This is a genomic window from Lysinibacillus sp. FSL K6-0057 (assembly GCF_038630885.1).
Taxonomy (GTDB): domain Bacteria; phylum Bacillota; class Bacilli; order Bacillales_A; family Planococcaceae; genus Lysinibacillus; species Lysinibacillus fusiformis_F.
Genome location: NZ_CP152047.1, coordinates 1997798 through 2021026 on the forward strand (window position 1 = coordinate 1997798; position 23229 = coordinate 2021026).

Sequence of the window (23229 nt, forward strand, 5' to 3'; positions counted from 1 at the left end):
GATGTTTTTCTTGAGTTTATTCATTCGAAATATCACAGTGGTGAATGCCAATGGACGAGATGAACAGGTAGATGTGTGGATGAAGGATGGTAAAATTGCGCAAATTGCTTCCCATCTCGATATTCATGATGTAGATCAGCTAGATGGATCAGGGAAATTTTTATTGCCAGGATTTATTGATATGCACATTCATGGGTCCGCTCAAATGGATACAATGGATGCTTCAGATGAGGGGCTTCATACGATGGCCCAATCCCTTTTAAAAGAAGGCACGACAAGCTTTTTAGCCACAACGATGACACAAAGCTATGACAACATTGAGCGAGCTATCGAAAATGTGGCGCAGTTCCAGCCACAGCCAGACGAAGCGGAGGTACTAGGTATTCATATCGAAGGGCCATTTGTCTCGAAGCAGCGTGCCGGGGCACAGCCTCTTGAATATATAGTCGAGCTAGATTTGGATAGATGGACAAAATGGCAGGAACTCAGTGGCCATAAAATTAAGCAAATTACGCTAGCACCAGAAGAACCGAATGGCATGGCAGCTGTGCAAAGTATTTCTGCTAGCGGTGTCATTGTTTCGATTGGTCACTCGGATGCTACCTTTGAGCAAATGCAACAAGCGGTTCAATTAGGTGCCACACAGGGAACACACTTATACAATCAAATGCGTCCATTCCACCATCGAGATCCAGGTGTAGTTGGTGGTGTCCTGCTGCTAGATACGATTAAGGCTGAGCTAATTGTTGATTTTATCCATATGCATGAAGGCGCGGTGGAAATGGCCTATCGTTTAAAGGGAGCAGACGGACTGATTTTAATTACCGATGCGATGCGCGCAAAGGGCATGCCATTTGGAGCGTATGATTTAGGTGGTCAAACAGTACATGTAACAGAGGCAGGCGCCCATTTATCGAATGGTTCGTTAGCAGGTAGTATTTTAAAAATGGATCAAGCTGTACGGAATATGCGTCACATTACGAATTGTACGCTGGAGGAGCTTGTCAAAATGTCCAGCTTTAATGCGGCCAAGCAATTGAAGTTAGACAATAAGGGGCAGCTTGTACAAGGCTATGATGCGGATGCAGTAATTTTGGATGAACATTTAAAGCTTCATCAAACGATTAAGGCGGGCAAGGTCTTCTATGATGCAATGCTAGCTGGTGATGGGCAATAGTGTCAGGAGTTATGCAAACATCTAGCATGAAACGATGGAAATGAAAAGGTGATAGAACATGAATATCTATTTTCAACAAGTTAATCGATATTTAACAATGATGGCACAACAGGAAAGCAATCAACTGATGCGTATTGCCGAGCAAATTGTTAAACGTCTCACACAGGGAGGCATTATTCAGCTCTTTGGCTCTGGTCATTCCATGCTATTAGCACAGGAATGTTACTACCGAGCAGGTGGCTTAGTGCCTGTCAAACCCATACACATTGAATCGTTAATGCTACATCAGGGTGCACGGCAATCCTCACAAAATGAAAAAAAACAGGCTTTTTTAGCCTCCTATAAGGATCAGCTGCAATTTGATGACCAAGATGTTTGTATCATCATTTCAACCTCTGCTAATAATCCAGCGCCCATTGATATGGCTATTTTTGCAAAGGAAGCAGGCACTTTGACCATATCACTGCAGTCGCTGGAATATCAGCAGCAGCCATCACGCCATTCATCAGGCAAGCGTTTAGAGCAAGTAGTAGATGAAGTATTGAATACGCATGTGCCATTAGGCGACGGTGTGTTAACCGTTAATCAGTTGCAATATGCTCCTGTATCAACAGTGTTAGGTGCAACTTTATTAAATGCTTTATTCGCTCAAATCATTGAGCTGATGCATGCACAGGGCGCAAGCATACCTGTGTTTGGTAGCAGTAATTTAGGGGAAAACAATAACGATGCGCTCATTGATCAATATGGTCAGCGCATTCATTTCTAAGGCACAAAGGAGGATATGTGGTGAAAATAAAAAGATTTTCCTCAATGGATGATTTATATACACATGCAGTAGCAACCATCGTGGAAGCAAAAAATAATGGCGCAACAACGTTCGGATTAGCTACTGGTGGAACAATGGAACCGCTGTATGCTAAAATTTGTCAAACAGATATTGATTTTTCACAGAGCATTAGCTTTAATTTGGATGAATATGTCGGGCTTGAGGCAACACATAAGCAAAGCTACGCCTATTATATGAACAAACATTTATTTAACCAAAAACCATTTCTAGCATCGTATTTACCGGATGGTTTAGCAATAGATCCTCTAGTGGAAACAGCTCGCTATGAAGGATTATTGCAACAATATCCATTAGACTTCCAATTACTTGGTATCGGTCAAAATGGTCATATCGGATTCAATGAGCCTGGTACGCCATTTGCTTCTTTAACACATCTTGTGACACTCGAAGAATCCACTCGTCAAGCCAATGCGCGTTTCTTTTCTTCCATTGACGAAGTGCCAACACAGGCATATACAATGGGTATTCAATCGATTATGCGTGCAAAATGCATTTTGTTACTCGCAGTGGGAGAAGCTAAGCGTGAGGTGTTAGAGCGCTTACTGTCTTCTGATTATACAGAAGATGTACCAGCCACTGTTTTATCCAAACATCCAAATGTTATTGTTTTAACAGACTTACAAGAAGAGGAGAATAAATTATGAAAACACAACAATTTACAGTAGTCGATCCTTTAGGTATTCATGCACGACCAGCAAGCCAGCTTGTGGCAAAAGCAACACCGTTTACTTCATCTATTGAAATACGCACAGAAGAAAAAGCAGCTAATTTGAAATCCATTTTAGGTGTGATGGGATTAGCCTTAAAGCAAGGTTCGCAATTTACACTTGCTGTAGAGGGGGAAGACGAAGAGCAAGCATTAGCAGCATTAACGACACTCATTACAGAAATGGGGCTTGCACAATGACACAACTCACTGGTATTGCCGCTTCAGACGGCATTGCCATTGCGAAAGCATATCGTTTCGTCCAACCAGATTTAACATTTGCTAAAACAACTGTTGCTGATATCGTAGCGGAGCAGCAACGTTTAACAGCCGCTCTTGTCAAAGCGGAGCAAGAACTGGCTGTCATTCAACAGCAAACATTGAAAAAATTTAGTGCGGAAGAAGCCGCGATTTTTGAGGCGCATTTATTAGTGGTCAATGATCCTGAATTAATTGGCCCCATCAATCAAAAAATTGCAGACGAAGCGGTCAACGCAGAGTATGCATTGCATGAAGTGTCCTCTATGTTTGTGGCAATATTTGAAGGTATGGATGACGAATATATGAGTGCCCGTGCATCAGATATTAAAGATGTGACAAATCGCATATTAGCACATTTACTCGGTGTACATATTCCAAATCCAAGCAATATTAACGAACAGGTCATTATCGTAGCGAATGATTTGACACCTTCAGAGACAGCCCAATTAGATCGCAACTATGTGCTCGGTTTTATTACCGATATTGGCGGGCGTACATCCCATTCGGCCATCATGGCTCGGAGCTTAGAAATCCCAGCAGTAGTAGGGGCAGGGACAGCTACGGCAACGATTCAGAATGGCGATCAATTAATCGTGGATGGTTTGGCGGGTCAAGTCCTAGTAAATCCAAGAGCCGATGTGATTGCGGACTACCAGGAAAAGGCGCAAAACTATCGTGCACAGCAGGCAGAATGGTCTACTTTAGTGAATGAGCAAACTGTTTCTAAAGATGGCGTGCATGTGGAGCTAGCGGCTAATATTGGATCACCAAGTGATTTGGATGGTGTATTACGTCATGGGGCAGAAGGAATTGGCCTGTATCGTACAGAGTTTTTATACATGGGCCGAGAAAATTTGCCATCAGAGGAAGAACAATTTACAGCATACAAAACAGTCATGGAAGGAATGAAGGGCAAGCCAGTTGTTATTCGGACACTGGATATCGGTGGCGACAAACACTTGCCATACTTACCTTTGCAGGAAGAAATGAACCCATTCCTTGGTCATCGTGCCATTCGTCTATGTCTAGACCAGCAGGAGCTATTCCGCACACAATTGCGTGCCCTCCTTCGAGCATCGGTCTACGGAAACTTAAAAATTATGTTCCCCATGATTGCGACCATTCAAGAATTCCGTGAGGCTAAAGCGATTTTGCTTGAGGAAGAGGAAAGGCTGATAGCGGCAGGTATTGCAGTAGGCTCGTCTATAGAGGTCGGGATGATGGTTGAAATTCCATCGACAGCCGTAATGGCCGATATTTTTGCAAAAGAAGTGGATTTCTTCTCCATTGGCACAAATGATTTAATTCAATATACAATGGCTGCAGATCGCATGAATGAAAAAGTTGCCTATTTATATCAACCGTATAATCCAGCCATTTTACGTTTAATTCAAATGGTCATTAAAGCTGCCCATCAAGAACAGAAATGGGTAGGGATGTGTGGAGAAATGGCAGGTGATGAGCTAGCTGTTCCTCTATTACTAGGCTTAGGCTTAGATGAGTTCTCTATGAGTGCCACATCGATTTTAAAAACACGCGCCTTGCTGAAGCAATTATCTGTCCCAGAGATGCAGACTTTAGCAACGGAGGCTTTACAGTTAGCGACAGCTGAGGAAGTGCTAGAAAAAGTAAAGCAAGCATTGAAATAAGATAGAACGATAGCCCATCTACCAACAAGTAGATGGGTTTTTTTGGCATCACTGGATGAAAGAGTCAATGATTATAGGTATTTCTAATAAATCCTCCACGAGGGCATCCGCTTCAACATCGTCCCATTGTTTATCCTTTTTCCAAATGCCTTTCATTCCTATTTATGTTGAAATTAAATTTTTGTGCTTCAAAAGTGAACGTCTGAAGTTTTAGTTCATTAGGCATGTTTTGAAATGATTTGCTGAAGCTTCGCCTGCAGTGTCGGTAGGTCGTGCATCGTAATCGTTGTGCGAACATAGCTTTCATCCATATCTAATGCCTCGGCAAAAAAGCTACCAATGCCTTTGACTTTGCGGTCAATTTGCATGAAAATCTCTGCAGAATGGTTGGACTGAGAGAGGAAAACTAGTTCTAGCTCATCTAAATGACCTCTAAATTGTCCAGTTGGTACAAATTCAAATTCCTGGACAAATGGATAGTAGCCACGGAAGCGTGAAGGGGCCTGTTCACATTCAGCTTCACGTAAACGGAAACCCAATCCGCGAATCGCATCTAATATATGTCCTGCAAGCGCTGTTGGCTCAACACGAATATAATCCTTATCACTCGGATCGACCGCATTTTTAATATCTAGACCCGTTTGAATCCAGACCTGTGTTTTACCAGCACTAATCGGTGTTTCAAATGGTAGTGTTAATGAAATGGGAAAGACCTTTTCTTCGCCAGCCGCCAGTGTGAAAGGCTCTGTTACTTTGACTTTTTGTAGTGCGGCAACCTCTGTATGTTTGTGATCATTCGACTCGCGAATATACGTCGTATTGACGGATAAATAAATGGTATCCACTTGTTGCTCGACTTGACCGCCACGCACTATAATTTCCCCCTGCATGACCTCTCCAGCATGATAAGTTTCCTTTTCCAATCTTGTATCCACTGTTGCTGAACCTATTCCAATACTTGCTAATGCTTTATGAAAAAAAGACATCTTTCATTCCTCCTACTGACATCGTTAGCTATACATACGCTTATGTTGAAAAAAGGTTTCAAGACTTCCGAATTTTTCGCTATACTAGTTGAAAACGAAAGAGGGATAGCGATGGAAACAGAATGGCTACGCACATTTATGGTGGCAGCACAAACTGAAAACTTTCGTGAAACAGCTGAAAAACGATTTATTACACAATCGACCGTAACGAAGCACATCCAGCATTTAGAAAGGGCATTGCAAACGCCATTATTTGATCGACAGGGCAAACAGGTAATGTTAAATCGGCACGGTGCTTATTTTAGTCAGCAGGCACAAAAAATTTTGTCCGCTTTAGATGAAGGGCTACATCAGATGGATGCCTTCGTAAAAGGCTACACCGCTAAACTTACGCTTGGTGTTGCTCCACAAATAGCGAATTCAACATTACCAGCCATTATCACAGCATTTCAGCGCCGAAAGCCAACTACTCAAGTAGTGATAGAACTTTTAAAATCCAATGAAATCGGGGAAGCGGTATTTACTGGTGTAATCGATATTGGCTTATCCAAATTAACCTCAACTCGTGAGCTACACACGGTGATGCTTGCACAGGAACCGCTGCATTTGATTGCCCCTATGGCTAAAAAGGACAAGGATGCTTTCACACTTTTACAGCAGGAAACATTTTTCACCCATGCGTATGCGCCCTATTGGCAGGAGGTTCAACAGGTGCTACAGCAATTTGCCAGCCATCAAACAATGCATATCAATCAAACAGAGGTGATTAAGCATTTCATCAAGCATGGTCTTGGTATCGCCCTATTGCCTAAAAGTGTGATTGAAGCAGATTGTCAGCAAAGCCTTCTACATAGCTATTCAGTAAAAGAATTTTCCCATATTGTATCGGATACATATTTGCTTACAAAGTATGTCTCAGCTGATTATGATGATTTTTTAGAAGCATGTAATAGCGTGTATGGATAAAGCTGCTATCTGCACTGTTTATTCATAATGTTTCTTTATACTATTTTAATATAAAGGATAGAGGGTGTTTATATGTATACTATGTTGTCCACCATTAGTCAGTTTATTAGTGAGCCCATTACGCAATTTGTACAAGGCTATGAGCATTCTGCCTTGATGCTGGCCATCCTTCTTGGCTTGATAGGCGCATTTGCTCCATGTCAATTAACAGGTAATATGAGTGCCATTACATTCTACGGCAATCGAACACTTCAAAAGAGCAGTAATTGGCAGGAGATTGTATTTTTTATTGTAGGGAAAGTGGTTGTTTTTAGTGTGCTTGGCTTTTGTGCTTGGCTATTTGGACAATCGTTTGAAACAAGGATGACTGTTTATTTTCCAATTTTTCGTAAGGCTATTGGACCGATGATGCTGCTAACAGGGCTGGTGCTAATCGGTTTATTCAAATTAACCTTTCTGCAACGCTTAACATCGCTGCTGCCGCCTGTAGTCAAAGAGGGGAAATTTGGCTCGTTCTTAATGGGCGCTAGTTTTTCGATTGCCTTTTGTCCCACTATGTTTGTCTTGTTCTTTGTGTGGTTAATGCCCCTTGTGGCAAGCACTTCCTATGGCTTGCTCCTCCCAAGTATTTTTGGCGTAGCGACGGCTGTACCACTTATCATCATGCTTTTGTTGATATATGTCTTTGATGCCAAGCGTCTTATCCTACGCAAAAGTATGAAGATGGGAAGGGCTATTCAAATGACAGCAGGTATCCTATTAATTTTAATCGGGATGACGGACACCATTACCTATTGGAGCTTGTAAGACATGTATAATAAAGTTAAAACGAGAAAGAGAGATACAGTATGACAGCTATATTATTATTTATTCTTGCGGGAATTGGCGAAATAGGTGGAGGCTATTTAATTTGGCTTTGGTTACGAGAGGGCAAACCTTTTTATTGGGGCATTATTGGCGGATTTGCACTTGCTCTGTACGGTGTGGTCGCAACATTCCAGTCCTTTCCAACGTTTGGGAGAGTTTATGCAGCCTATGGTGGGGTATTCATCGTGCTATCCATTTTATGGGGGTGGGGCATTGATGGCAAAAAGCCCGATCACTTGGACTTTATTGGCGCTGGGATATGCTTAATCGGCGTTATTGTGATATTGCTGCCTCGCTCTTAGCAGGGAAAAAAGGTTACTAGGACAGGCTAGTAACCTTTTTTGAACTATTTTTTATGCGCAATAAAGCGTAGACGATAATAATCAATGACCCATTCATTGTGGTGAAAGCAAGTTGGCTTTAATAATTCCTCACATGTCGCATACACCTGCTCCTTGTCATCTGCCGTTAAGTGCTGTAGTAGATTATCACTAAACATCACCAACCAGTTGCGAAGCCCATCCAGCCCTTGAAGTGGTGTAGGGCGTTTATAAAGCGTCATATTTTCGACCTGAAAGCCTGCATTCTCTAATTTGGATTGATACTCCTCGGCGCTTGGAAAATACCAAGGAAAATAGTGTTCGATATAGGGCAACTTTAATGAGTCCATACTGTTTTGCAAGGCCCATACGATGGAAGCGATATTGCCTTGTCCACCCATTTCCGCAACAAAGCGTCCGCCGTTCTTCAATGCGCCATAGACGTTTTCAATGACTACGTCAGGTTCCTTCATCCAATGAAGTGCGGCATTGGAGAAAACAGCATCAAATTGCTGTGGAAAGTGCATGGCTGTAGCTTCCATCGTTTGAAAGGTAATAGCAGGATATTTTTGCTGTGCAGCTAAAATCATCGTAGCCGAGGCGTCTACTCCGAGCACAGAAGCCCCAAATGCTGAAATGTCATTAGCCAAATCTCCTGTACCACAGCCCACATCTAAAATATGTTCATTTTTTTGCGGCGCTAGTAGGTTGACTAAGCTTGTACCAAATTTTGAAACGAAATCATGCTTTTCATCATATAAATGAGCATTCCATTTTGTTGTCATCGTATTTCATCTCCTTTAGTTGAGCATAGCAAAGGAGAACCGAAATCAGAAATGCGAAAAAGCATGAATTTTGATTCCAAATTGGAATGATCGGTGAGGAATGTCCTATTCTGCTAAAGTAAACAAGGTGTCAGTCACAGTGAGCTTTTCAAAGTATCACAAAGGTTTCTCCCACAACAGCTAGCTTTACAGGCTATCAATTTTCCACATCCGATAAGGGCTTAGAATTATTTTATAAAACATAAGGTCTAATTTTACCAAAGGATAAATGGATGTTTCTCCGTTAGTTGAAAAACGGTGTCCAAATGTAAAGATTCCGCAAGCATAAAAATTTTGAGTAAACTAAAAAGGTAGCTGATGTTTTTTCAGCTACCTTTTGTAATGCTTAAAGCTTTGTTAATGTTTTGCCACTCCAGCCAAACAAGATCGTTAGAATCGGTCCAAGTAAGCAGAAGAAGGTAAATGGTAGGTAATCCAGTGTGGAAATACCGAGGATACTTGTGATGAAAATACCACAAACACTCCAAGGGACAAGCGGATTGACGACCGTACCTGCATCCTCCATGACACGAGAAAGGTTTTTCGGTGCAAGACCGACCTTTGCAAATTGTGCCTTAAAGGCTTCACCTGTTAACAAAATGGATAAGTACTGCTCACCGATCAATGTATTGACACCAATGCCCGTAATGGCAGCACCTGTAATAACAGAGCCCGCACTTTTAAATAAGCTTTCGACCTTCGCTAAAATGCTTTGAATAATGCCTAGTGTGAACAAAAGACCACCCATTGTTAGGGCAAGTAAGACAAGCGCGATTGTAAATAGCATACTATTCATCCCACCACGAGTCAGCAGGGCGTCTACTTCTTCATTACCAGTTTGAGAGACATAGCCATCAAACAGAATCTTGAAGACATCTGAAGCGGGAAGTGGGTCGAGTAGAGTTCCAAGACCTACACCGATAATGGACACGACGGCCAATGTAATGACAGCAGGTGCCTTATAAAAAGTCATGATAATGAGAACAACAATTGGCAATAATGTATACCAATGAATAAGTCCTGTAGACAGTAATCCTTCTTTAAATTGCTCCACTGTTTCAAACGATGTAGCGGCTCCTGTTGGCGATATAATAGCATATAGCACAATGGAGATGATGAAAGCAGGGATGGTTGTCCAGCCCATATTTTTAATATGCTCAAAAAGGTCTACACCAACTGTACCAGAGGCAAGATTGGTTGTATCAGATAATGGTGACATTTTATCACCAAAGAAGGCGCCAGAAACAATCGCTCCAGCTGTAATCGTTAGGGAGATATCCATAGCTCCGGCAATTCCCATAAATGCCACACCGACCGTCGCCACAGTTGTCAACGAGCTCCCAATTGAAATACCCACGATACTACAAATTAAAAACACGATGGCAAAGAAAAAGTTTGGCGAAACAGTTAAAAAGCCATAATAGATAAGCGTTGGGATGGTTCCACCCATAATCCAGCTCGAAATTAAAATACCAATAAAGAAGAAAATAAAAACGGCGCCAAGTCCAGCGCTAGCACCAGCAATCATACCGCCTTCAAGGTCGCGAAAGGGTACTTTTTTCAGTAATCCATAAGCTAGTAAAATCGCAATCACAAGAAAAATCGGAATATGCGGTGTTGCTTTTAAATAGCCGATACTATAAGCCATTGTGGCAATAATTAAAATGATGATGAAGCTTGCCTCAATAAATCGAGGGTTACTCTTTGCTTCTATTCGAAACATGTGAATCCTCCTAATCAATACTTCTGCGCTTCAATGCGGTGAAGCCCAAAAGTATTATAGCACGCTAATATTTTTTGTCAATTGACTGAAAATTGGCGGTTTCAATGCAAGAAATAATCCCATGCATTTTTCAAAATTAATAAACAGGTCATGACAATAAAGATGACACGCATCATGGTCGTTCCACGCTTCAACGCAAATTTGGATCCAAGGATGGCCCCAAAGATCATGACAAAGCCCATCGAAAAACCATATAGAAAATGAACTTCTCCTAAAAATAAAAACATGATTAATGCCGCTAAATTAGAGGTGAAATTAAAAGCCTTGGCATTACCAGCAGCTTGCAGAAAATCATAGCCCATCATTAATAGAATAAAAATAAAAAATGAGCCTGTACCTGGTCCAAAAAAGCCATCGTAAAAGCCAATAGCCGCAAATGCGCCTATAAAGGCTAAATTTTTGGCTGTACTAAGCACACGCTCTTGATATTACTGTCCCCAATCTTTTTTAAACGTTGTATAAGCAGCTACAAGGACGAGCATAACAAGCATAAGTGGTTTTAAAATCGCTGGGGATACAAGATGGACAGAAAAGGCACCGAGTAAAGATCCTACAAAGATAAAGGGGAGGATTTTTCCGATTTTCTTGATGTCTACTTTCCCAGCACGTAAAAAAGTTAGCATACTTGTACCATTACTAATCGTATTGGCTAGTTTATTTGTGGCAATGGCTGTACTTGGAGGTAAACCAACAGCCATTAATGCAGGTAAGGAGATGAGCCCACCGCCTCCGACAATCGCATTTAAAAAAGATGCGATAAAAGCAAGTGGTAATAATAGTGTGAGTGAAAATAAATCAATATCCATAGGTATGCTTCCATCTTTCTCCATTGCGTTTTAACATAGCGTACTGCGAAAGTCAAAAAATAACAATGAAATCCCAGCATTTTCATGTAAATTTCGTTTACAATTCCTTAACATTTCACAGGGCAAACAAATAAGCAGAAAAAAGTTTATTTCAAGTATTTTTATAAAAATAAAAGAAAAAATGGTCATTTTTAAAGAAAAAATAGTGATTTTTAATATTTGATTTCCAACGTTTGCAACTTGGAAAATAGCTTGAAAATAAATGTGGCGAATTTTATATTACAGTTTTGTAAAATCAACAGCTACGTGTTTAAAATTTTGTAGAATTGTGTAAATGTTTTGTTATGATGGTTCAGAAATCGACAATATATTTTCAACAGGAGGAACAGGATGTTCAACTCAAATAAGCAAGATCCATTTTTTCAGTCATTATTAAAAATCGCGAAAAACGTGAATGAAGGTATTTATTATGCTCATAATGCCCGTATTCAAGATATAGATGCGCTAAAAGAAATTGCAGACACAATGAAGCAATACGAAACAAGTGGCGACAAATTAATCCATGAGCTCATTGTCATGCTGAATAAATCCTTTATGACGCCAATTGAGCGTGAAGATATTTTAGCCTTAGCGAATAAATTAGATGATGTAATTGATGGGATGGAAGGCTGTATTGCGCACTTCAATATGTACAACTTAACAGAAGTAACAGAGCCAATGCGTCAATTCCTCACATATATTGCGAAGAGCACAGACGAAATGGTACAAGCCATGGAACTGTTAAATAGTAAAAAGCTTGTGGAAATGCGTAAACATGCTATTCAAATCAAGGACAATGAACGTGAATGTGATGAAATTTTCCGTTCTTCGATGAAGCAATTGTTTATCCAAGAAAAAGATCCAATGCGTCTGATTGTCTTCAAGGATATTTATGAGCAATTTGAAGATATCGCGGACAGCTGTCAAACAGTAGCAAACACAATTGAAACAATAATTATGCGTAATGCATAAGATGGAGTGTACGAAATGGATACGATCTTATTAATCACCATATTAGTCGTTATTTTCGCACTTGTGTTCGACTTTATTAACGGCTTCCATGATACAGCAAATGCCATTGCTACTTCTGTATCAACCCGTGCCTTAAAGCCACGTACTGCGGTTTATATGGCAGCGGTTATGAACTTCGTCGGAGCGATTACCTTCGTTGGGGTAGCCAAAGCCTTAACAAAAGATATTGTGGACCCATTTTCTTTAAATGCCTATGATGGCGATATTACAGGTTCTGTTGTGATTTTAGCAGCCTTATTATCTGCGATTACATGGAATTTATTAACATGGTATTTTGGGATTCCATCGAGTTCTTCTCATACATTGATTGGTTCTGTTGCAGGGGCAGCTATTGCCGCAGCAGGATTTGATATTTTGAACTATGCTGGGTTTATTAAAATTCTTCAAGCACTTATTTTTTCACCATTAATAGCGTTCGCCGCTGGTTTCCTGATGATGACTTTATTGAAGGTCATCTTCAAAGATATGAATTTATATCGCACGAATAAAGGCTTCCGCACAATGCAAATTGGGACAGCAGCCTTGCAATCCTTTACACACGGGACAAATGATGCGCAAAAGGCGATGGGGATTATTACCCTCGCGTTAATCGCGGGCGGCTTACACCAGGGAGATGATATTCCATTCTGGGTACGTTTTGCAGCAGCAACTGCGATGGGTCTTGGTACATCTGTTGGTGGTTATAAAATTATCAAAACCGTTGGTGGTAAAATCATGAAAATCCGCCCAGTGAATGGGGTAGCGGCAGACTTAGCTTCTGCATCGATTATCTTTGGTGCAACATTAATCCATTTACCTGTATCCACAACACATGTAATTTCTTCATCCATCATGGGTGTCGGAACAGCACACCGTGTTAAAGGGGTAAAATGGGGAATGGCACGCAAAATCGTTACAACATGGGTCATCACAATGCCAATCTCTGCTGTCATGGCAGCATTGATTTACTATTTTTTAAGTTTATTTTTCTAGCACAATTAAGAAGAATGCACAATCGCTGTGCATTCTTTTTTTGATTTTGGAGAAGAGTGAGCGGAGAGAGCGTGTGGAGCGGATAGAAAGCTGAAAGTGAAGGATACAGCGAAAAAAGTGGCGGATAGAACGCTCGAAGTGTAGGATAGCCTCGGTAGAATGATGGATAGAGAATTGAGGAGCGGATAGAATGTGGAAAGTGGAGGATACAGTAATAAAAGTGGCGGATAGAACGCTCGATGTGTAGGATAGCCTCTGTAGAATGGTGGATAGAGAAGAGAGGAGCGGTTAGAGTGCAGAAAGTGAGGGATACAGCGAAAAAAGTGGCGGATAGAACGCTCAAAGTAAAGGATACAAAGCTCAAATAGAAGGATAGCTCAACCCCACTAATTTCTGAATGGTAATAATCCCCTTACTATATTACAATATTTATATAAAGAGGATACCAATAGGAGGTTTCATCGGTGGCTACATTTCTACATGGCTTGGCTCAACAACTCATATTCCCCTTGTTTATAGTCCTATGCTTTTATTTTACATTAACTTATTTTCATCATCTAAAGATGGGTGATGACCGTGGTATTAAGAAAACAAAATGGGCAGCGGTGGTGTGTTTAGCGCTGGCTTTGGTTGCACCAGCACTTTATAATGTGATTATGTTTATGATCATAATGAGATAAAGTGATAATTTTGGAGCAATATGGGCGATACATATGTTTGACATTAAAACAAAATCCTGATATGCAATAAAACCAGCGACCCTATTATGAAGGGTGGCTGTTTTTTTGATGCAATAGGAAGGATAAGATTTGACTGAAAATGATCATTATTGCAAATAGAATCGCGAGTGACGTTCTGCCTGTATCATATAAAGCAAGAACAGCTAACGTAAAGAGGGCAGTTTCGAGTAGACCATGCATCCAGGGATTCAAGGGTATCCTTGCTTTGGGTGAGCCAAAAATACTCCATAGTCCTATGATGAGTAATGGGTATCCCACTCCCAGTAAGGATTTAATTAGTAGATTTGTTCCTACAAAGACACCCCAGTTTCCTAAAGCGAGTAGAACCCCAATTTCTAATAAAAATCGCAGGATAGCCATACATCCCCTCATTACGCAATCTGCTGTAAATGGGTCTTCTTAAAAGCGTCATCATATTTTAAACCATAGCCAAGTGCACGATCTAAGAAAATATGGGCGAGCCAAATCAGGGTAGCCATCAAAAGTATGGGTGTAGACGTTAGTAAACCAAAGACCATCAACACGGCAGGTAGCACAAAGCTATGTCCTATATTATAGAAAAGAGCGCCTATTTTTGTATTGATGAGATAGCCGACCATTGTGATATCAGGAAGCAATAAAAACACAATAAAATAAAGCCATGAAAAATCGAGATGCCCAAAGAAAAAGACTGTGATGATAAAGGCAATGAGATATTCGAAAGAGATGATTTTACGTAATTTCATTTAACCACGACCTTCCAGTAAATTTTGATACATATCCTCAATGAGTGAGGTAATTTTTTCTTGATTTTTTTCAAACTGTCCGTCAGCCATTAATGTTTTTGTCAGTTGTAACGAATGGAGCGCATGCTGATAGAATCGTAGTTGCTGCTCGATTTGGGCAATCTTTGTGGAAAATAGCTGGACCGTTTCTTCATTACATGTTGTTGAAATAGGCTTTTGTTCGAGTGTCAGTAAATGTTTAATTTCTTGTAGCGTAAAGCCTAGCTGGCGTAAGACGATAATAAATTTCATTGTATGTTCACACATGGCATCATACACACGGTAGCCATTGTCTTGTTTTTGAGGATGTAAGAGTCCCTCTTTTTCATAGTAGCGAACGGTATCGGTTGTTAATTGAAACTTCTCGGCGAATTGTTTAATTTTCATGTAAGTACCTCCTAACATCATCCTAACATTGGAGTATGCTCCAAGGTCAAGGTGCTGGAGGAAAAAAGCTGAAAAAAATGAAACGGTCAGTCAGTGGCAGTCGTTTATAGTGTAAGAAGGGGAGGTGGACGGCATACTTGAAGAAATGATCGAAGAACATGCAGCGCATTTATTACGTCTCGCCTATTTTTATGTGAAGAACCGACAAACTGCTGAGGATATTGTGCAAGAGGTCTTTATTAAATTTTCTCAGCATGGCTATGAAGAACGAGGGCAGTTACGTGCATATTTATCGACATTAACGATTAATCAAAGCAAGGATTATTTAAAAAGCTGGCATTATAAAAAATTACTATTACAAGAAAAAATATTTCCTGTGCAGGGGAATAAACAACGGGATGAGCTTGTGGCAGCAGAGGAACGTTCACAAATTGGGGCAGCTATTTTAAAGCTATCACTAACCTATCGGGAGCCCATCATTCTTTATTATTTTGAGGAAATGAAGATTCGTGATATTGCCCAGCTACTAGGCATTGCTGAGAATACGGTGAAGACAAGATTGAGAAGGGCTAGAGAAGCATTAAAGCCTCATCTGAAGCAGGAGGAATGGGAGGTGCTTAGACATGAATGAGATACACAAGGAATTACTCAAAGTAGCGGGTGATATGACAGCAAGCAAAGAGCGTGTTAAAAAACATGTGCTACAACAGTCTATCAATAGAAGGAAGCCTTTTCGATTCACCCTATTAACCGTCGTACTGACACTTTGTATGGCAGGGTTTGTTATGGTGCAGCTTCTTACGAACGAACCAAAGCAAACGTCCTCACTATTTCATGAAAGGCAGCTTGAGCACTTCGAACGTATTAATCAGACCATGTGGCCAGGGAAAGAGCAGGAATTTTATAAGGAGGAGTCCTACCTTTCTTATGAGAAGCTCGTTGCCGCCTACTATTTTGCGACATCATTAGGGATTGATTATTCAAAGGCAGAGCTTGAGATGGAGAGAAAGAAGCAAGTAGAACAGTTGGAAATGCTTTATCAGTCATCTGAATACGAAGCACTTTTTCAAGGATTAGCACCGAAACAGTATGTTGAAACATATCTCGAACCCCTTCTGCCGATGTATACAACGAGAACGAAACTATATGCCTTATATAAAGAAAAATATCCAGCTTTTTATGCTTACCAAGAGGTAGCCAATATTGATGCCAAACGATATTTCCAAGCGCATTATACTGAGCAGGCAACAGCCTTCCAAAAGGAACAGAACATTGTAATACGTACCAGCTCACATGGCGCTTCAATGGTCGGAACAGTTGCAAAGGTTGAATCGAATGTTTTCTTATTTATTGAAGGGGTGATTCCTGAGGATCTTGAGCATATGACGGAGGAACAGCTTAGTGAAAAATATGAACAAGCCGATTGGTATCCTGTGCTGGATGAATTTCCTGTCGAGCAGGGAGATTATATTACTTTAACTTCAATGGGAACAGGGAGCATTGAGGAAAACGGAGTCGTAAGAAAATATGGTTTATTATCTAAATTGGAAAAACTAGAGCCAACCGTTACAAGGATGCTTGAGCTGGAAAATGAAAAAGAGGTCGCTGAGTTTTTACAGGATATGCCTTGGAAGACTGCAAATTATATGAAAAGACCACCCGAATATTCATTTGAAGTAGAAGGTGTCCGTATTGAAATGTGGAAGGGCTATGGTGGTTCCCTTTATCTTCAAAAGGTAGGGAGCGGTGAAATTCAGTTGAGTGCCAGCAGAGCGAAGGAATTAAAAGCCATCCTAGGTATAGAAGATTAACAAGTCTCTTGAAAGAGGCTTGTTTTTTATTTTGGAGAAAATTATAGTAAAAGTACCATGTTAAAATAACCTTTTTTAAAATCTAGGATAAAATACACAATAATTTTCAACATTAGGATGAATTACTTAATAGTGAAAAAATAAATGAGTCCAAAGAATTGTAATATTTCAAGGGCAAATGTAGTATTAAAGAAGTAGGGATGAAGAAAAGGAGGGGCGGTATGAACGCACAAGAATTTGAAGAATTATGGATTACGCTGAATGAGTTATATAATGCGGATCGTTTTTTAGAATATATAGAAATAAGTAGTGCCGCAATTGAAAGTGCCATTAAGCTTGAAATGTATGATAAGGCTATTCTTCTATTACGTTATAGCTGTGCCAGTTATTTTCAAACGGGTGATCTACAGCTTTCTATAAGCGTCCTTGAACAATATCGTGAGTTAACTTTTCAACATGGCAATGATATTGATTTAATTCAATATTACAATTTAGCGGCCATTTATTGGGGAACATTTGGTCATTTAAAGAAATCAGAAGAATTGATGTTAAAAGGCTTAAAAATTGCTGAAACGATTCAGCATGTGGAGAGCATGGGGAAAATCTACAACAATCTGAGCGACTTAGATATATCCATGGGTAGCTATCGGACAGCGAAGGAATTTGCTTTAAAGAGTTTATATTACGCCAATGCGTTTGAAATGAAGCATAAAGAGCCTTATACAGGGATTATCCATCCGAAGACGAACCTAGCTGTTGCGCTTATTTGGCTTGAAGAATTTGAAGAAGCCAATACGATATTACAAGAATTAATGGCAACGATTCATCACCCACCTTATTCGAAAGTACAACTGGAGGTTCTCAATGCCTATGCCTTCCTATGTGAAAGACAGGGACGTGTAAGTGAGGCCATAGATTTATACCAAAAGACGAAGCATTATGCTTTGCAAAACAATGATCTTTCCTTGCTTCAATTAATTTATAATTCGTTAGTGAAGCTAATTGAGGAGCAAGGCAATAAAATCGTGTTATGCGCGATACAAAAGGAATATATTAATATTTTGTTAGAAATTCAGCGTGAAAACTATTCGCATGTATTGTTTGAGATGGAATATAACGATCATAAGAAGCAATTTGAAAAAAATGCCTATATTGATCCTTTGACGAATATCTACAATCGTCGCTATTTTGATGAACAGGCTAAAAAGATGGTCGAAAAAGCTGCTGAAGGTCATCAGCAATTGGCCTTGATGATGGTGGATTTAGATCATTTTAAAGAAATCAATGATATGAATGGCCATTTATTTGGCGATGATGCGTTGACGAATACAGCCAAAACATTACAGGACTATTTTCAGCCCTTTGCGTCCATTGTCGCCCGTTTTGGTGGAGATGAATTCATTGTGTTGAGTCAAGTAAAGGAAGGTGAATCGGTGCAAACGTTGGCCGACAACCTGTATCAAACCTTAACGGCACTGTCACTTACGGTGAATAATCAAACCGTTCAGTTGGAATTCAGTATTGGTGTCAGTACGAACAATCATGGCAAAATTCAGAAAGTAGAGGAGCTCATTCAGCATGCGGATGAAGCGCTTTATAAGTCAAAGCGTAACGGCCGCAACCAAATTACGCACTATAACCAATATTGCGATGTGGGAAATGGTATTTAAAAGAGAGAGAGGCAAATCTACAGAAGAAGTGCCTCTTTCGTGAAGTGTTGCTAGTGTGATGGATTAAGCAAGCCGTAAAACACAATATCTTCAAAAGTACCGTTTTTATAAACATGATCCTTTAATGTTCCCTCATAGCGCATGCCGCATTTCTCCATGATTTTCCCTGATGCGGGATTGGATTGAAAATACTGGGCATAAATACGATGATACTGCTTCTCCTGAAAGGCAAATTCGATAATCGCTTGAGCTGCCTCTGTTCCGTAGCCATTTCCCCAATAGGACTCTCCAATCCAATAAGCGATTTCTCCTCTTTGGTGTTGAGATTGATTTGACAGCCCTATTGCTCCATACAATTGTCCGCTGTGTTTGTCTGTTATCGCAAATTCGTAGCTTCGATTTTCCTCAAAGTTTTGTTGATGCGTGGAAATCCATGACAGTGCACATTCTAATGTATAAGGATAAGGTAAATTCAGCGTGCTTTTATAAATCGCATAATTGTTACATAAAACACTTACTTCTTGTGCATCTGCATCTGTAAAAAGTCGAAGTATTAAACGCGGTGTTTCTATCGTTTTTTCTGTTGGTGAATAAATCATCGAATGCCCCCCTTTTCGTTGGTTGGATTGATTATAGCACAATAAAAAGTAAAGTAAACCAAATATTGGGTATCTAATAACATCTTGAATTGGAATAAAAATTTATTGAAAAACGATAAATTATGTGGTAAGTTTAACGGGAGATTAAATAAAAGAGGTGCGTAAGATGAAACGAGAAACGCTCTTTTTAAAGATAGCTGTTTTTCTAATAGGCATACCCGTTCTTGCCTTATGTGTATGGGTGGTGCCTCGTGTTGCTTTGGGTACAGCGGGGCATTCTCCGGTCCTAACCATTGTTGCTTTAGTTGGCGTCTATGCAACGGCTATCGCTTATTTTGTTGCTCTATTTACGACAATCAAACTACTAAGCTATATTGACCAAAACATTGCATTTTCAGAGCTGTCAGTGAAAGCTTTAATCAAGATCAAATATTGTGCAATTATTATTAGTAGTGTTTACGTGGTTGGCATGCCACTGATATACTATGCTGCAGAAGTAGACGATGCACCAGGTCTTATACTTATCGGAATGGTCATTATTTTTGCTTCCTTTGTCGTGGCAGTCTTTGCTGCTGTGCTGCAAAAGCTTCTTAAAAATGCCATCGATATCAAATCAGAAAATGATCTAACGGTTTGAGGTGAATACTATGGCAATGATCATTAATATTGATGTAATGCTGGCGAAACGAAAAATGAGTGTAACAGAGCTTTCAGAAAAGGTTGGCATCACGATGGCAAACCTCTCGATTTTAAAAAACGGCAAGGCCAAAGCCATCCGCTTTTCAACATTAGAGGCTATTTGTGAGGCATTGGATTGCCAGCCTGGCGATATTTTGGAATATCGAAAGAACGAGGACCTACAAAAATAAGGATCTGCGTAAAGCAGATTCTTTTTTTTGTAGAAATTATTGCCAACAGAAGTCGTCCTATGCTAGGATAAAGGTAAGATAAATCGACAGGCAGTCGGTCAATTATAAGGAGTTGTCTTGATGAGGGAAATGAAAAAAGCAGAAGAGCGCAGAAATGAAATATTAGATGCAGCGGATGAATTATTTACGCAGAAGGGGTTTGACGGCACTAGCACAAGTAATATTTTGGAAAAAGTAGGTATTGCTCGAGGCACCCTTTATTATCATTTTAAATCCAAGGAAGATATTATGGATGCACTGATTGAGCGTTATACAAGCACGATGCTCGCAAAGGCAAAAACCGTTGCAGCAGACACAAGCATCGCTGTAAATGAACGTATATTGCGCGTTGTCATGGCATTGAATATGCAAAATGAACATGGTGGACAGGAAATGATGGAGCATGTTCATAAGCCACAAAATGCTTTGATGCATCGCAAAATACAGCAGGTGGTCATCAATCAAGTACCGCCAATCCTCACGGCCATTATTCGTGAGGGCATTGAGCAAGGTATTTACCAAACACCCTACCCCTATGAGTGCATGGAAATGATAATCGCTTATACCAATACGGTATTCGATGATGATCTCGTCTTGATGACAGATGAGGAACGAGCAGCCCGTATCCCAGCATTAATTTTTAATATTGAACGAATGCTAGGGGTGGAAAGTGGTAGCTTACTGTATATGATGCAAATGTTTGGGAATGAAGGGGAAGGCAGTACGAACTAATTTTTTTAGGTCTTGTTAGGTTTGACGCCAGTTAACAACTTACAAAGAGGTGACCTATGTATTGGAAAATTGTGCGCAATGATATGGCAAATAGCAAGCTAATTACAGGTATGACAACATTATTTGTGGCGGCAGCGGCTTTGCTTGTCACATTATCAGCAGTACTGATCGTCCATTTGACAAGTGCGATTGATACGCTGATGAAGCAAGCAGAAACGTCGCATTTTCTCCAAATGCATGCAGGGGAAATCGATCAAGTGCGGCTCACTGAATTTGCAGAGCAAAATGAATATGTAAATGAATTTCAAATGAATGAATTTCTAAATGTGGAAGGCTCGAAGATTCATATTGCGGGTACCACATTGGCACATAGTGTGCAGGACAATGGTTTTAGCACGCAAAGTGAGCAATTTGATTATTTACTGGACCTTGATGGAAACGTGATTGAAGTGTCCAATGGTGACATTTATGTACCTGTAAGCTATTGGAAGGACGGCATTGCCGACTTGGGTGATACCGTGATGGTCCATGATCAAACCTTTACAATAGCTGGGTTTCTAAGGGATTCACAGATGAATTCTATGCTGGCTTCCTCTAAACGCTTTCTGGTCAGTGAACAAGATTATGCAGCAATCCAGGGAGCGGGCACAGTTGAATATTTAATCGAGTTTCGCTTAAAAAATTTGGCGGATTTAAAGAGTTTTGAAGAAGCCTATATGGGGGCAGGGCTCGAAGCAAACGGACCAACCATTACGTACCAGCTTTTTCAAATGCTGAATGCCATATCGGATGGTCTCATGATTGCTGTCATCCTACTTATCAGCATCCTTGTAGTCGCTATTGCTTTTATGTGTATCCGTTTTACCCTGCTCACTAAAATGGAAGAGGATACTCGAGAAATCGGTGTGATGAAAGCGATTGGCTTACGCGTGGGGGATATTCAGAAAATGTATCTAGCCAAGTATGGCGTGATCGCTGTAATTGGCTGCCTGCTTGGTTTTGCCTGCTCTTTCTTGCTTCGAGATATGCTATTAGAAAATATTCGTTTGTTCATGGGAGAAACAGACAATGGCTCACAAATTTGGCTGTTCACTGGTCTCGGGTTGCTGCTCGTATTTATGGTGATAATGGGCTATGTACAATCAGTATTGAAACAGTTTCGCAAGCTATCAGCCACACAGGCTATTCGCTTCGGTACAACGCAAGGTAAAGTGCAACATGCAAAATTTTTGAACCTCAGCTCCAATAAAAGGCTTCCGATTAATCTTTTTCTTGGCATGAAGGATGTGCTCGCGCGAAAAAGTCTTTATGCGACAATGCTTGCCGTGCTATTATTAGCAACATTTATTATCATCGTCCCTCAAAATCTACACAACACGATTGCGGCTAAAAGCTTTATTACGTATATGGGCATTGGGAATAGTGACATCCGAATCGATATCCCACAAGGCAAGCAAAATGCACACCAGGTGGCAGCGGTGATCGATACGCTTGAGCATGACACAGCCATCAAGAATTACACTGTTTTGACAACGAAAAAGTTCACAACGATTGCCGAGGACGGAACAGCGCAAAACCTAAAAATAGAGCTGGGTAACCATACGATCTTCCCCTTAGAATATGCGCATGGTAAGGCACCGGTTGCCCCTAATGAAGTAGCGCTTTCGGTGCTCAATGCGGAGGAACTTCAAAAAAAGGTTGGCGATCGGATAGCAGTGGTCATCAATGATGAGGAGAAAAAGTTGAGGGTCAGCGGTATTTATTCAGATATTACAAATGGCGGCAAGACAGCTAAAGCAGCTTTCTCTGATCATTCCACGGAAAGCATGTGGAGTGTTATCTATAGTACGATGGCAGATCCATCACTCGTCACAGATAAAAGGGCGGAATATGCAAAAACCTTCTCTTTTGCCAAGGTGTCAGGGATTGATGATTATATCAATCAAACATTTGGTACGACGATTCATGCCATTGACAAGGCAGCCCGTGCAGCACTTGTCATAGCACTATTGCTGTGTGTGCTCGTGACATTATTATTTATGAACATGCTGATTACGAAGGATCAAGCGCCTATCGCTATTATGAAAGCGTTAGGATTTACGAATGTCGATATTGCTACACAATATGCGGCGCGTTCGGTTTTTGTTTTACTGCTAGCCATTACGATGGGGACGTTGCTCGCAAACACGCTAGGCGAATTTCTAACAAGTACAGTCATTGCATCATTTGGGGCGGCATCATTTGATTTTATGATTAATCCACTAGCAGCCTATGTTTTTTGCCCACTAGCGCTCACAAGCGTCGTACTGCTAGCCACGCTATTCGGTACGTCAAGGGCAGGGCAGGTAAAAATAATAGAGCATATAAAGGAGTAGAACCT

25 protein-coding genes and 1 pseudogene are annotated in these 23229 nt (G+C 40.5%); 18 read left to right on the plus strand and 8 right to left on the minus strand.

The window, feature by feature from the left end; translation table 11 throughout:
* The first annotated feature begins 1 nt into the window (after position 1).
* Genes nagA through ptsP form a run of 5 tightly spaced genes read left to right on the plus strand, consistent with a single transcriptional unit; the run spans position 2 to position 4643 of the window.
* Positions 2-1177 (plus strand): N-acetylglucosamine-6-phosphate deacetylase, encoded by a 1176-nt coding sequence (gene nagA, locus MHB40_RS09455; protein ID WP_342534401.1) that lies wholly within the window; start codon positions 2-4, stop codon positions 1175-1177.
* Between the two features lie 58 nt (positions 1178-1235).
* Positions 1236-1946 (plus strand): SIS domain-containing protein, encoded by a 711-nt coding sequence (locus MHB40_RS09460; protein WP_342534402.1) that lies wholly within the window; start codon positions 1236-1238, stop codon positions 1944-1946.
* A 20-nt stretch (positions 1947-1966) separates the two neighbouring features.
* Positions 1967-2671 carry a glucosamine-6-phosphate deaminase gene (locus MHB40_RS09465; protein ID WP_342534403.1) on the plus strand — a complete coding sequence of 235 codons (705 nt, stop codon included), beginning with the start codon at positions 1967-1969 and terminating at the stop codon, positions 2669-2671.
* Positions 2668-2934 (plus strand): HPr family phosphocarrier protein, encoded by a 267-nt coding sequence (locus tag MHB40_RS09470; RefSeq protein ID WP_205442799.1) that lies wholly within the window; start codon positions 2668-2670, stop codon positions 2932-2934. Before MHB40_RS09465 ends, MHB40_RS09470 begins: the two co-directional genes overlap by 4 nt.
* Positions 2931-4643, plus strand: a complete 1713-nt coding sequence (gene ptsP, locus MHB40_RS09475; RefSeq protein ID WP_342534404.1) for a phosphoenolpyruvate--protein phosphotransferase — start codon at positions 2931-2933, stop codon at positions 4641-4643. Before MHB40_RS09470 ends, ptsP begins: the two co-directional genes overlap by 4 nt.
* A 218-nt stretch (positions 4644-4861) precedes the next feature.
* On the opposite strand, the gene MHB40_RS09480 is transcribed toward ptsP, so the two are convergent.
* Positions 4862-5629 (minus strand): sporulation protein, encoded by a 768-nt coding sequence (locus MHB40_RS09480; RefSeq protein WP_342534405.1) that lies wholly within the window; start codon positions 5627-5629, stop codon positions 4862-4864.
* A 111-nt stretch (positions 5630-5740) separates the two neighbouring features.
* Here MHB40_RS09480 and MHB40_RS09485 point away from each other — a divergent pair, with 111 nt between their 5' ends.
* The 3 genes from MHB40_RS09485 to MHB40_RS09495 all read left to right on the plus strand — a co-directional run bounded on the left by MHB40_RS09485 (position 5741) and on the right by MHB40_RS09495 (position 7764).
* The gene (locus tag MHB40_RS09485; RefSeq protein ID WP_342534406.1) at positions 5741-6595 is read left to right on the plus strand and encodes a LysR family transcriptional regulator; all 855 of its coding nucleotides are present in this window, start codon (positions 5741-5743) and stop codon (positions 6593-6595) included.
* A gap of 72 nt (positions 6596-6667) precedes the next feature.
* Entirely contained in the window at positions 6668-7402 is a 735-nt protein-coding gene (locus tag MHB40_RS09490) for a sulfite exporter TauE/SafE family protein (protein ID WP_342534407.1), read from the plus strand.
* A 41-nt stretch (positions 7403-7443) separates the two neighbouring features.
* A complete protein-coding gene (locus MHB40_RS09495; protein ID WP_342534408.1) occupies positions 7444-7764 on the plus strand; it encodes a YnfA family protein in 321 nt (106 codons plus the stop codon).
* Positions 7765-7808: 44 nt separating this feature from the next.
* On the opposite strand, the gene MHB40_RS09500 is transcribed toward MHB40_RS09495, so the two are convergent.
* The 3 genes and pseudogenes from MHB40_RS09500 to MHB40_RS09510 form a co-directional block, all read right to left on the minus strand.
* Positions 7809-8567, minus strand: coding sequence for a methyltransferase domain-containing protein (locus tag MHB40_RS09500; RefSeq protein ID WP_342534409.1), 759 nt, complete (start codon positions 8565-8567; stop codon positions 7809-7811).
* 385 nt (positions 8568-8952) lie between these two features.
* Positions 8953-10329, minus strand: a complete 1377-nt coding sequence (nhaC, locus tag MHB40_RS09505; protein ID WP_342534410.1) for a Na+/H+ antiporter NhaC — start codon at positions 10327-10329, stop codon at positions 8953-8955.
* Positions 10330-10430: 101 nt separating this feature from the next.
* Positions 10431-11195, minus strand: a pseudogene (locus MHB40_RS09510) (TSUP family transporter).
* A gap of 390 nt (positions 11196-11585) precedes the next feature.
* On the opposite strand from MHB40_RS09510, the gene MHB40_RS09515 reads away from it, so the two are divergent.
* The 3 genes from MHB40_RS09515 (at position 11586) to MHB40_RS09525 (ending at position 13918) form a co-directional block, all read left to right on the plus strand.
* Complete coding sequence (locus tag MHB40_RS09515; RefSeq protein ID WP_004229078.1) at positions 11586-12206, plus strand: DUF47 family protein; 621 nt, start codon at positions 11586-11588, stop codon at positions 12204-12206.
* A gap of 15 nt (positions 12207-12221) precedes the next feature.
* On the plus strand, positions 12222-13238 hold the full coding sequence (locus MHB40_RS09520; protein ID WP_342534411.1) for an inorganic phosphate transporter: 1017 nt from the start codon (positions 12222-12224) through the stop codon (positions 13236-13238).
* 464 nt (positions 13239-13702) lie between these two features.
* Positions 13703-13918 (plus strand): hypothetical protein, encoded by a 216-nt coding sequence (locus MHB40_RS09525; protein WP_342534412.1) that lies wholly within the window; start codon positions 13703-13705, stop codon positions 13916-13918.
* Positions 13919-14002: 84 nt separating this feature from the next.
* On the opposite strand, the gene MHB40_RS09530 is transcribed toward MHB40_RS09525, so the two are convergent.
* Genes MHB40_RS09530 through MHB40_RS09540 form a run of 3 tightly spaced genes read right to left on the minus strand, consistent with a single transcriptional unit; the run spans position 14003 to position 15129 of the window.
* Entirely contained in the window at positions 14003-14338 is a 336-nt protein-coding gene (locus MHB40_RS09530) for a YrdB family protein (protein ID WP_342534413.1), read from the minus strand.
* 11 nt (positions 14339-14349) lie between these two features.
* Entirely contained in the window at positions 14350-14703 is a 354-nt protein-coding gene (locus MHB40_RS09535) for a DUF4260 domain-containing protein (RefSeq protein WP_342534414.1), read from the minus strand.
* Positions 14704-15129, minus strand: coding sequence for a MerR family transcriptional regulator (locus MHB40_RS09540; protein WP_342534415.1), 426 nt, complete (start codon positions 15127-15129; stop codon positions 14704-14706).
* A 124-nt stretch (positions 15130-15253) separates the two neighbouring features.
* Between MHB40_RS09540 and MHB40_RS09545 the strand changes: the two genes are divergently transcribed.
* From MHB40_RS09545 to MHB40_RS09555, 3 genes are all read left to right on the plus strand, one after another.
* Positions 15254-15760, plus strand: a complete 507-nt coding sequence (locus tag MHB40_RS09545; protein WP_342534416.1) for a sigma-70 family RNA polymerase sigma factor — start codon at positions 15254-15256, stop codon at positions 15758-15760.
* On the plus strand, positions 15753-16940 hold the full coding sequence (locus MHB40_RS09550; RefSeq protein ID WP_342534417.1) for a hypothetical protein: 1188 nt from the start codon (positions 15753-15755) through the stop codon (positions 16938-16940). Before MHB40_RS09545 ends, MHB40_RS09550 begins: the two co-directional genes overlap by 8 nt.
* A gap of 221 nt (positions 16941-17161) precedes the next feature.
* Entirely contained in the window at positions 17162-18610 is a 1449-nt protein-coding gene (locus MHB40_RS09555; RefSeq protein ID WP_342443287.1) for a GGDEF domain-containing protein, read from the plus strand.
* A 50-nt stretch (positions 18611-18660) separates the two neighbouring features.
* Here MHB40_RS09555 and MHB40_RS09560 read toward each other — a convergent pair whose 3' ends face one another.
* The gene (locus tag MHB40_RS09560) at positions 18661-19209 is read right to left on the minus strand and encodes a GNAT family N-acetyltransferase (protein WP_205442830.1); all 549 of its coding nucleotides are present in this window, start codon (positions 19207-19209) and stop codon (positions 18661-18663) included.
* A 166-nt stretch (positions 19210-19375) separates the two neighbouring features.
* Between MHB40_RS09560 and MHB40_RS09565 the strand changes: the two genes are divergently transcribed.
* The 4 genes from MHB40_RS09565 to MHB40_RS09580 all read left to right on the plus strand — a co-directional run bounded on the left by MHB40_RS09565 (position 19376) and on the right by MHB40_RS09580 (position 23224).
* Positions 19376-19846, plus strand: coding sequence for a DUF2975 domain-containing protein (locus tag MHB40_RS09565; RefSeq protein ID WP_342443288.1), 471 nt, complete (start codon positions 19376-19378; stop codon positions 19844-19846).
* 10 nt (positions 19847-19856) lie between these two features.
* Positions 19857-20078, plus strand: a complete 222-nt coding sequence (locus MHB40_RS09570; RefSeq protein ID WP_205442832.1) for a helix-turn-helix transcriptional regulator — start codon at positions 19857-19859, stop codon at positions 20076-20078.
* Positions 20079-20198: 120 nt separating this feature from the next.
* Complete coding sequence (locus MHB40_RS09575) at positions 20199-20849, plus strand: TetR/AcrR family transcriptional regulator (RefSeq protein ID WP_342534418.1); 651 nt, start codon at positions 20199-20201, stop codon at positions 20847-20849.
* Between the two features lie 56 nt (positions 20850-20905).
* Entirely contained in the window at positions 20906-23224 is a 2319-nt protein-coding gene (locus MHB40_RS09580; RefSeq protein WP_342534419.1) for an ABC transporter permease, read from the plus strand.
* Positions 23225-23229: the final 5 nt, after the last annotated feature.

Excerpts from the sequence above, each read along its gene's own strand:
- MHB40_RS09540 (WP_342534415.1), bottom strand. The coding sequence starts at position 15,129 with ATGAAAATTAAACAATTCGCCGAGAAGTTTCAATTAACAACCGATACC.
- MHB40_RS09535 (WP_342534414.1), bottom strand. The coding sequence starts at position 14,703 with ATGAAATTACGTAAAATCATCTCTTTCGAATATCTCATTGCCTTTATC.
- MHB40_RS09570 (WP_205442832.1), top strand. The coding sequence starts at position 19,857 with ATGGCAATGATCATTAATATTGATGTAATGCTGGCGAAACGAAAAATG.
- MHB40_RS09560 (WP_205442830.1), bottom strand. The coding sequence starts at position 19,209 with ATGATTTATTCACCAACAGAAAAAACGATAGAAACACCGCGTTTAATA.
- ptsP (WP_342534404.1), top strand. The coding sequence starts at position 2,931 with ATGACACAACTCACTGGTATTGCCGCTTCAGACGGCATTGCCATTGCG.
- MHB40_RS09580 (WP_342534419.1), top strand. The coding sequence starts at position 20,906 with ATGTATTGGAAAATTGTGCGCAATGATATGGCAAATAGCAAGCTAATT.
- MHB40_RS09485 (WP_342534406.1), top strand. The coding sequence starts at position 5,741 with ATGGAAACAGAATGGCTACGCACATTTATGGTGGCAGCACAAACTGAA.
- MHB40_RS09530 (WP_342534413.1), bottom strand. The coding sequence starts at position 14,338 with ATGGCTATCCTGCGATTTTTATTAGAAATTGGGGTTCTACTCGCTTTA.
- nagA (WP_342534401.1), top strand. The coding sequence starts at position 2 with ATGTTTTTCTTGAGTTTATTCATTCGAAATATCACAGTGGTGAATGCC.
- MHB40_RS09495 (WP_342534408.1), top strand. The coding sequence starts at position 7,444 with ATGACAGCTATATTATTATTTATTCTTGCGGGAATTGGCGAAATAGGT.
- MHB40_RS09470 (WP_205442799.1), top strand. The coding sequence starts at position 2,668 with ATGAAAACACAACAATTTACAGTAGTCGATCCTTTAGGTATTCATGCA.
- nhaC (WP_342534410.1), bottom strand. The coding sequence starts at position 10,329 with ATGTTTCGAATAGAAGCAAAGAGTAACCCTCGATTTATTGAGGCAAGC.
- MHB40_RS09575 (WP_342534418.1), top strand. The coding sequence starts at position 20,199 with ATGAGGGAAATGAAAAAAGCAGAAGAGCGCAGAAATGAAATATTAGAT.
- MHB40_RS09515 (WP_004229078.1), top strand. The coding sequence starts at position 11,586 with ATGTTCAACTCAAATAAGCAAGATCCATTTTTTCAGTCATTATTAAAA.
- MHB40_RS09555 (WP_342443287.1), top strand. The coding sequence starts at position 17,162 with ATGAACGCACAAGAATTTGAAGAATTATGGATTACGCTGAATGAGTTA.
- MHB40_RS09480 (WP_342534405.1), bottom strand. The coding sequence starts at position 5,629 with ATGTCTTTTTTTCATAAAGCATTAGCAAGTATTGGAATAGGTTCAGCA.
- MHB40_RS09565 (WP_342443288.1), top strand. The coding sequence starts at position 19,376 with ATGAAACGAGAAACGCTCTTTTTAAAGATAGCTGTTTTTCTAATAGGC.
- MHB40_RS09460 (WP_342534402.1), top strand. The coding sequence starts at position 1,236 with ATGAATATCTATTTTCAACAAGTTAATCGATATTTAACAATGATGGCA.
- MHB40_RS09500 (WP_342534409.1), bottom strand. The coding sequence starts at position 8,567 with ATGACAACAAAATGGAATGCTCATTTATATGATGAAAAGCATGATTTC.
- MHB40_RS09520 (WP_342534411.1), top strand. The coding sequence starts at position 12,222 with ATGGATACGATCTTATTAATCACCATATTAGTCGTTATTTTCGCACTT.
- MHB40_RS09490 (WP_342534407.1), top strand. The coding sequence starts at position 6,668 with ATGTATACTATGTTGTCCACCATTAGTCAGTTTATTAGTGAGCCCATT.
- MHB40_RS09550 (WP_342534417.1), top strand. The coding sequence starts at position 15,753 with ATGAATGAGATACACAAGGAATTACTCAAAGTAGCGGGTGATATGACA.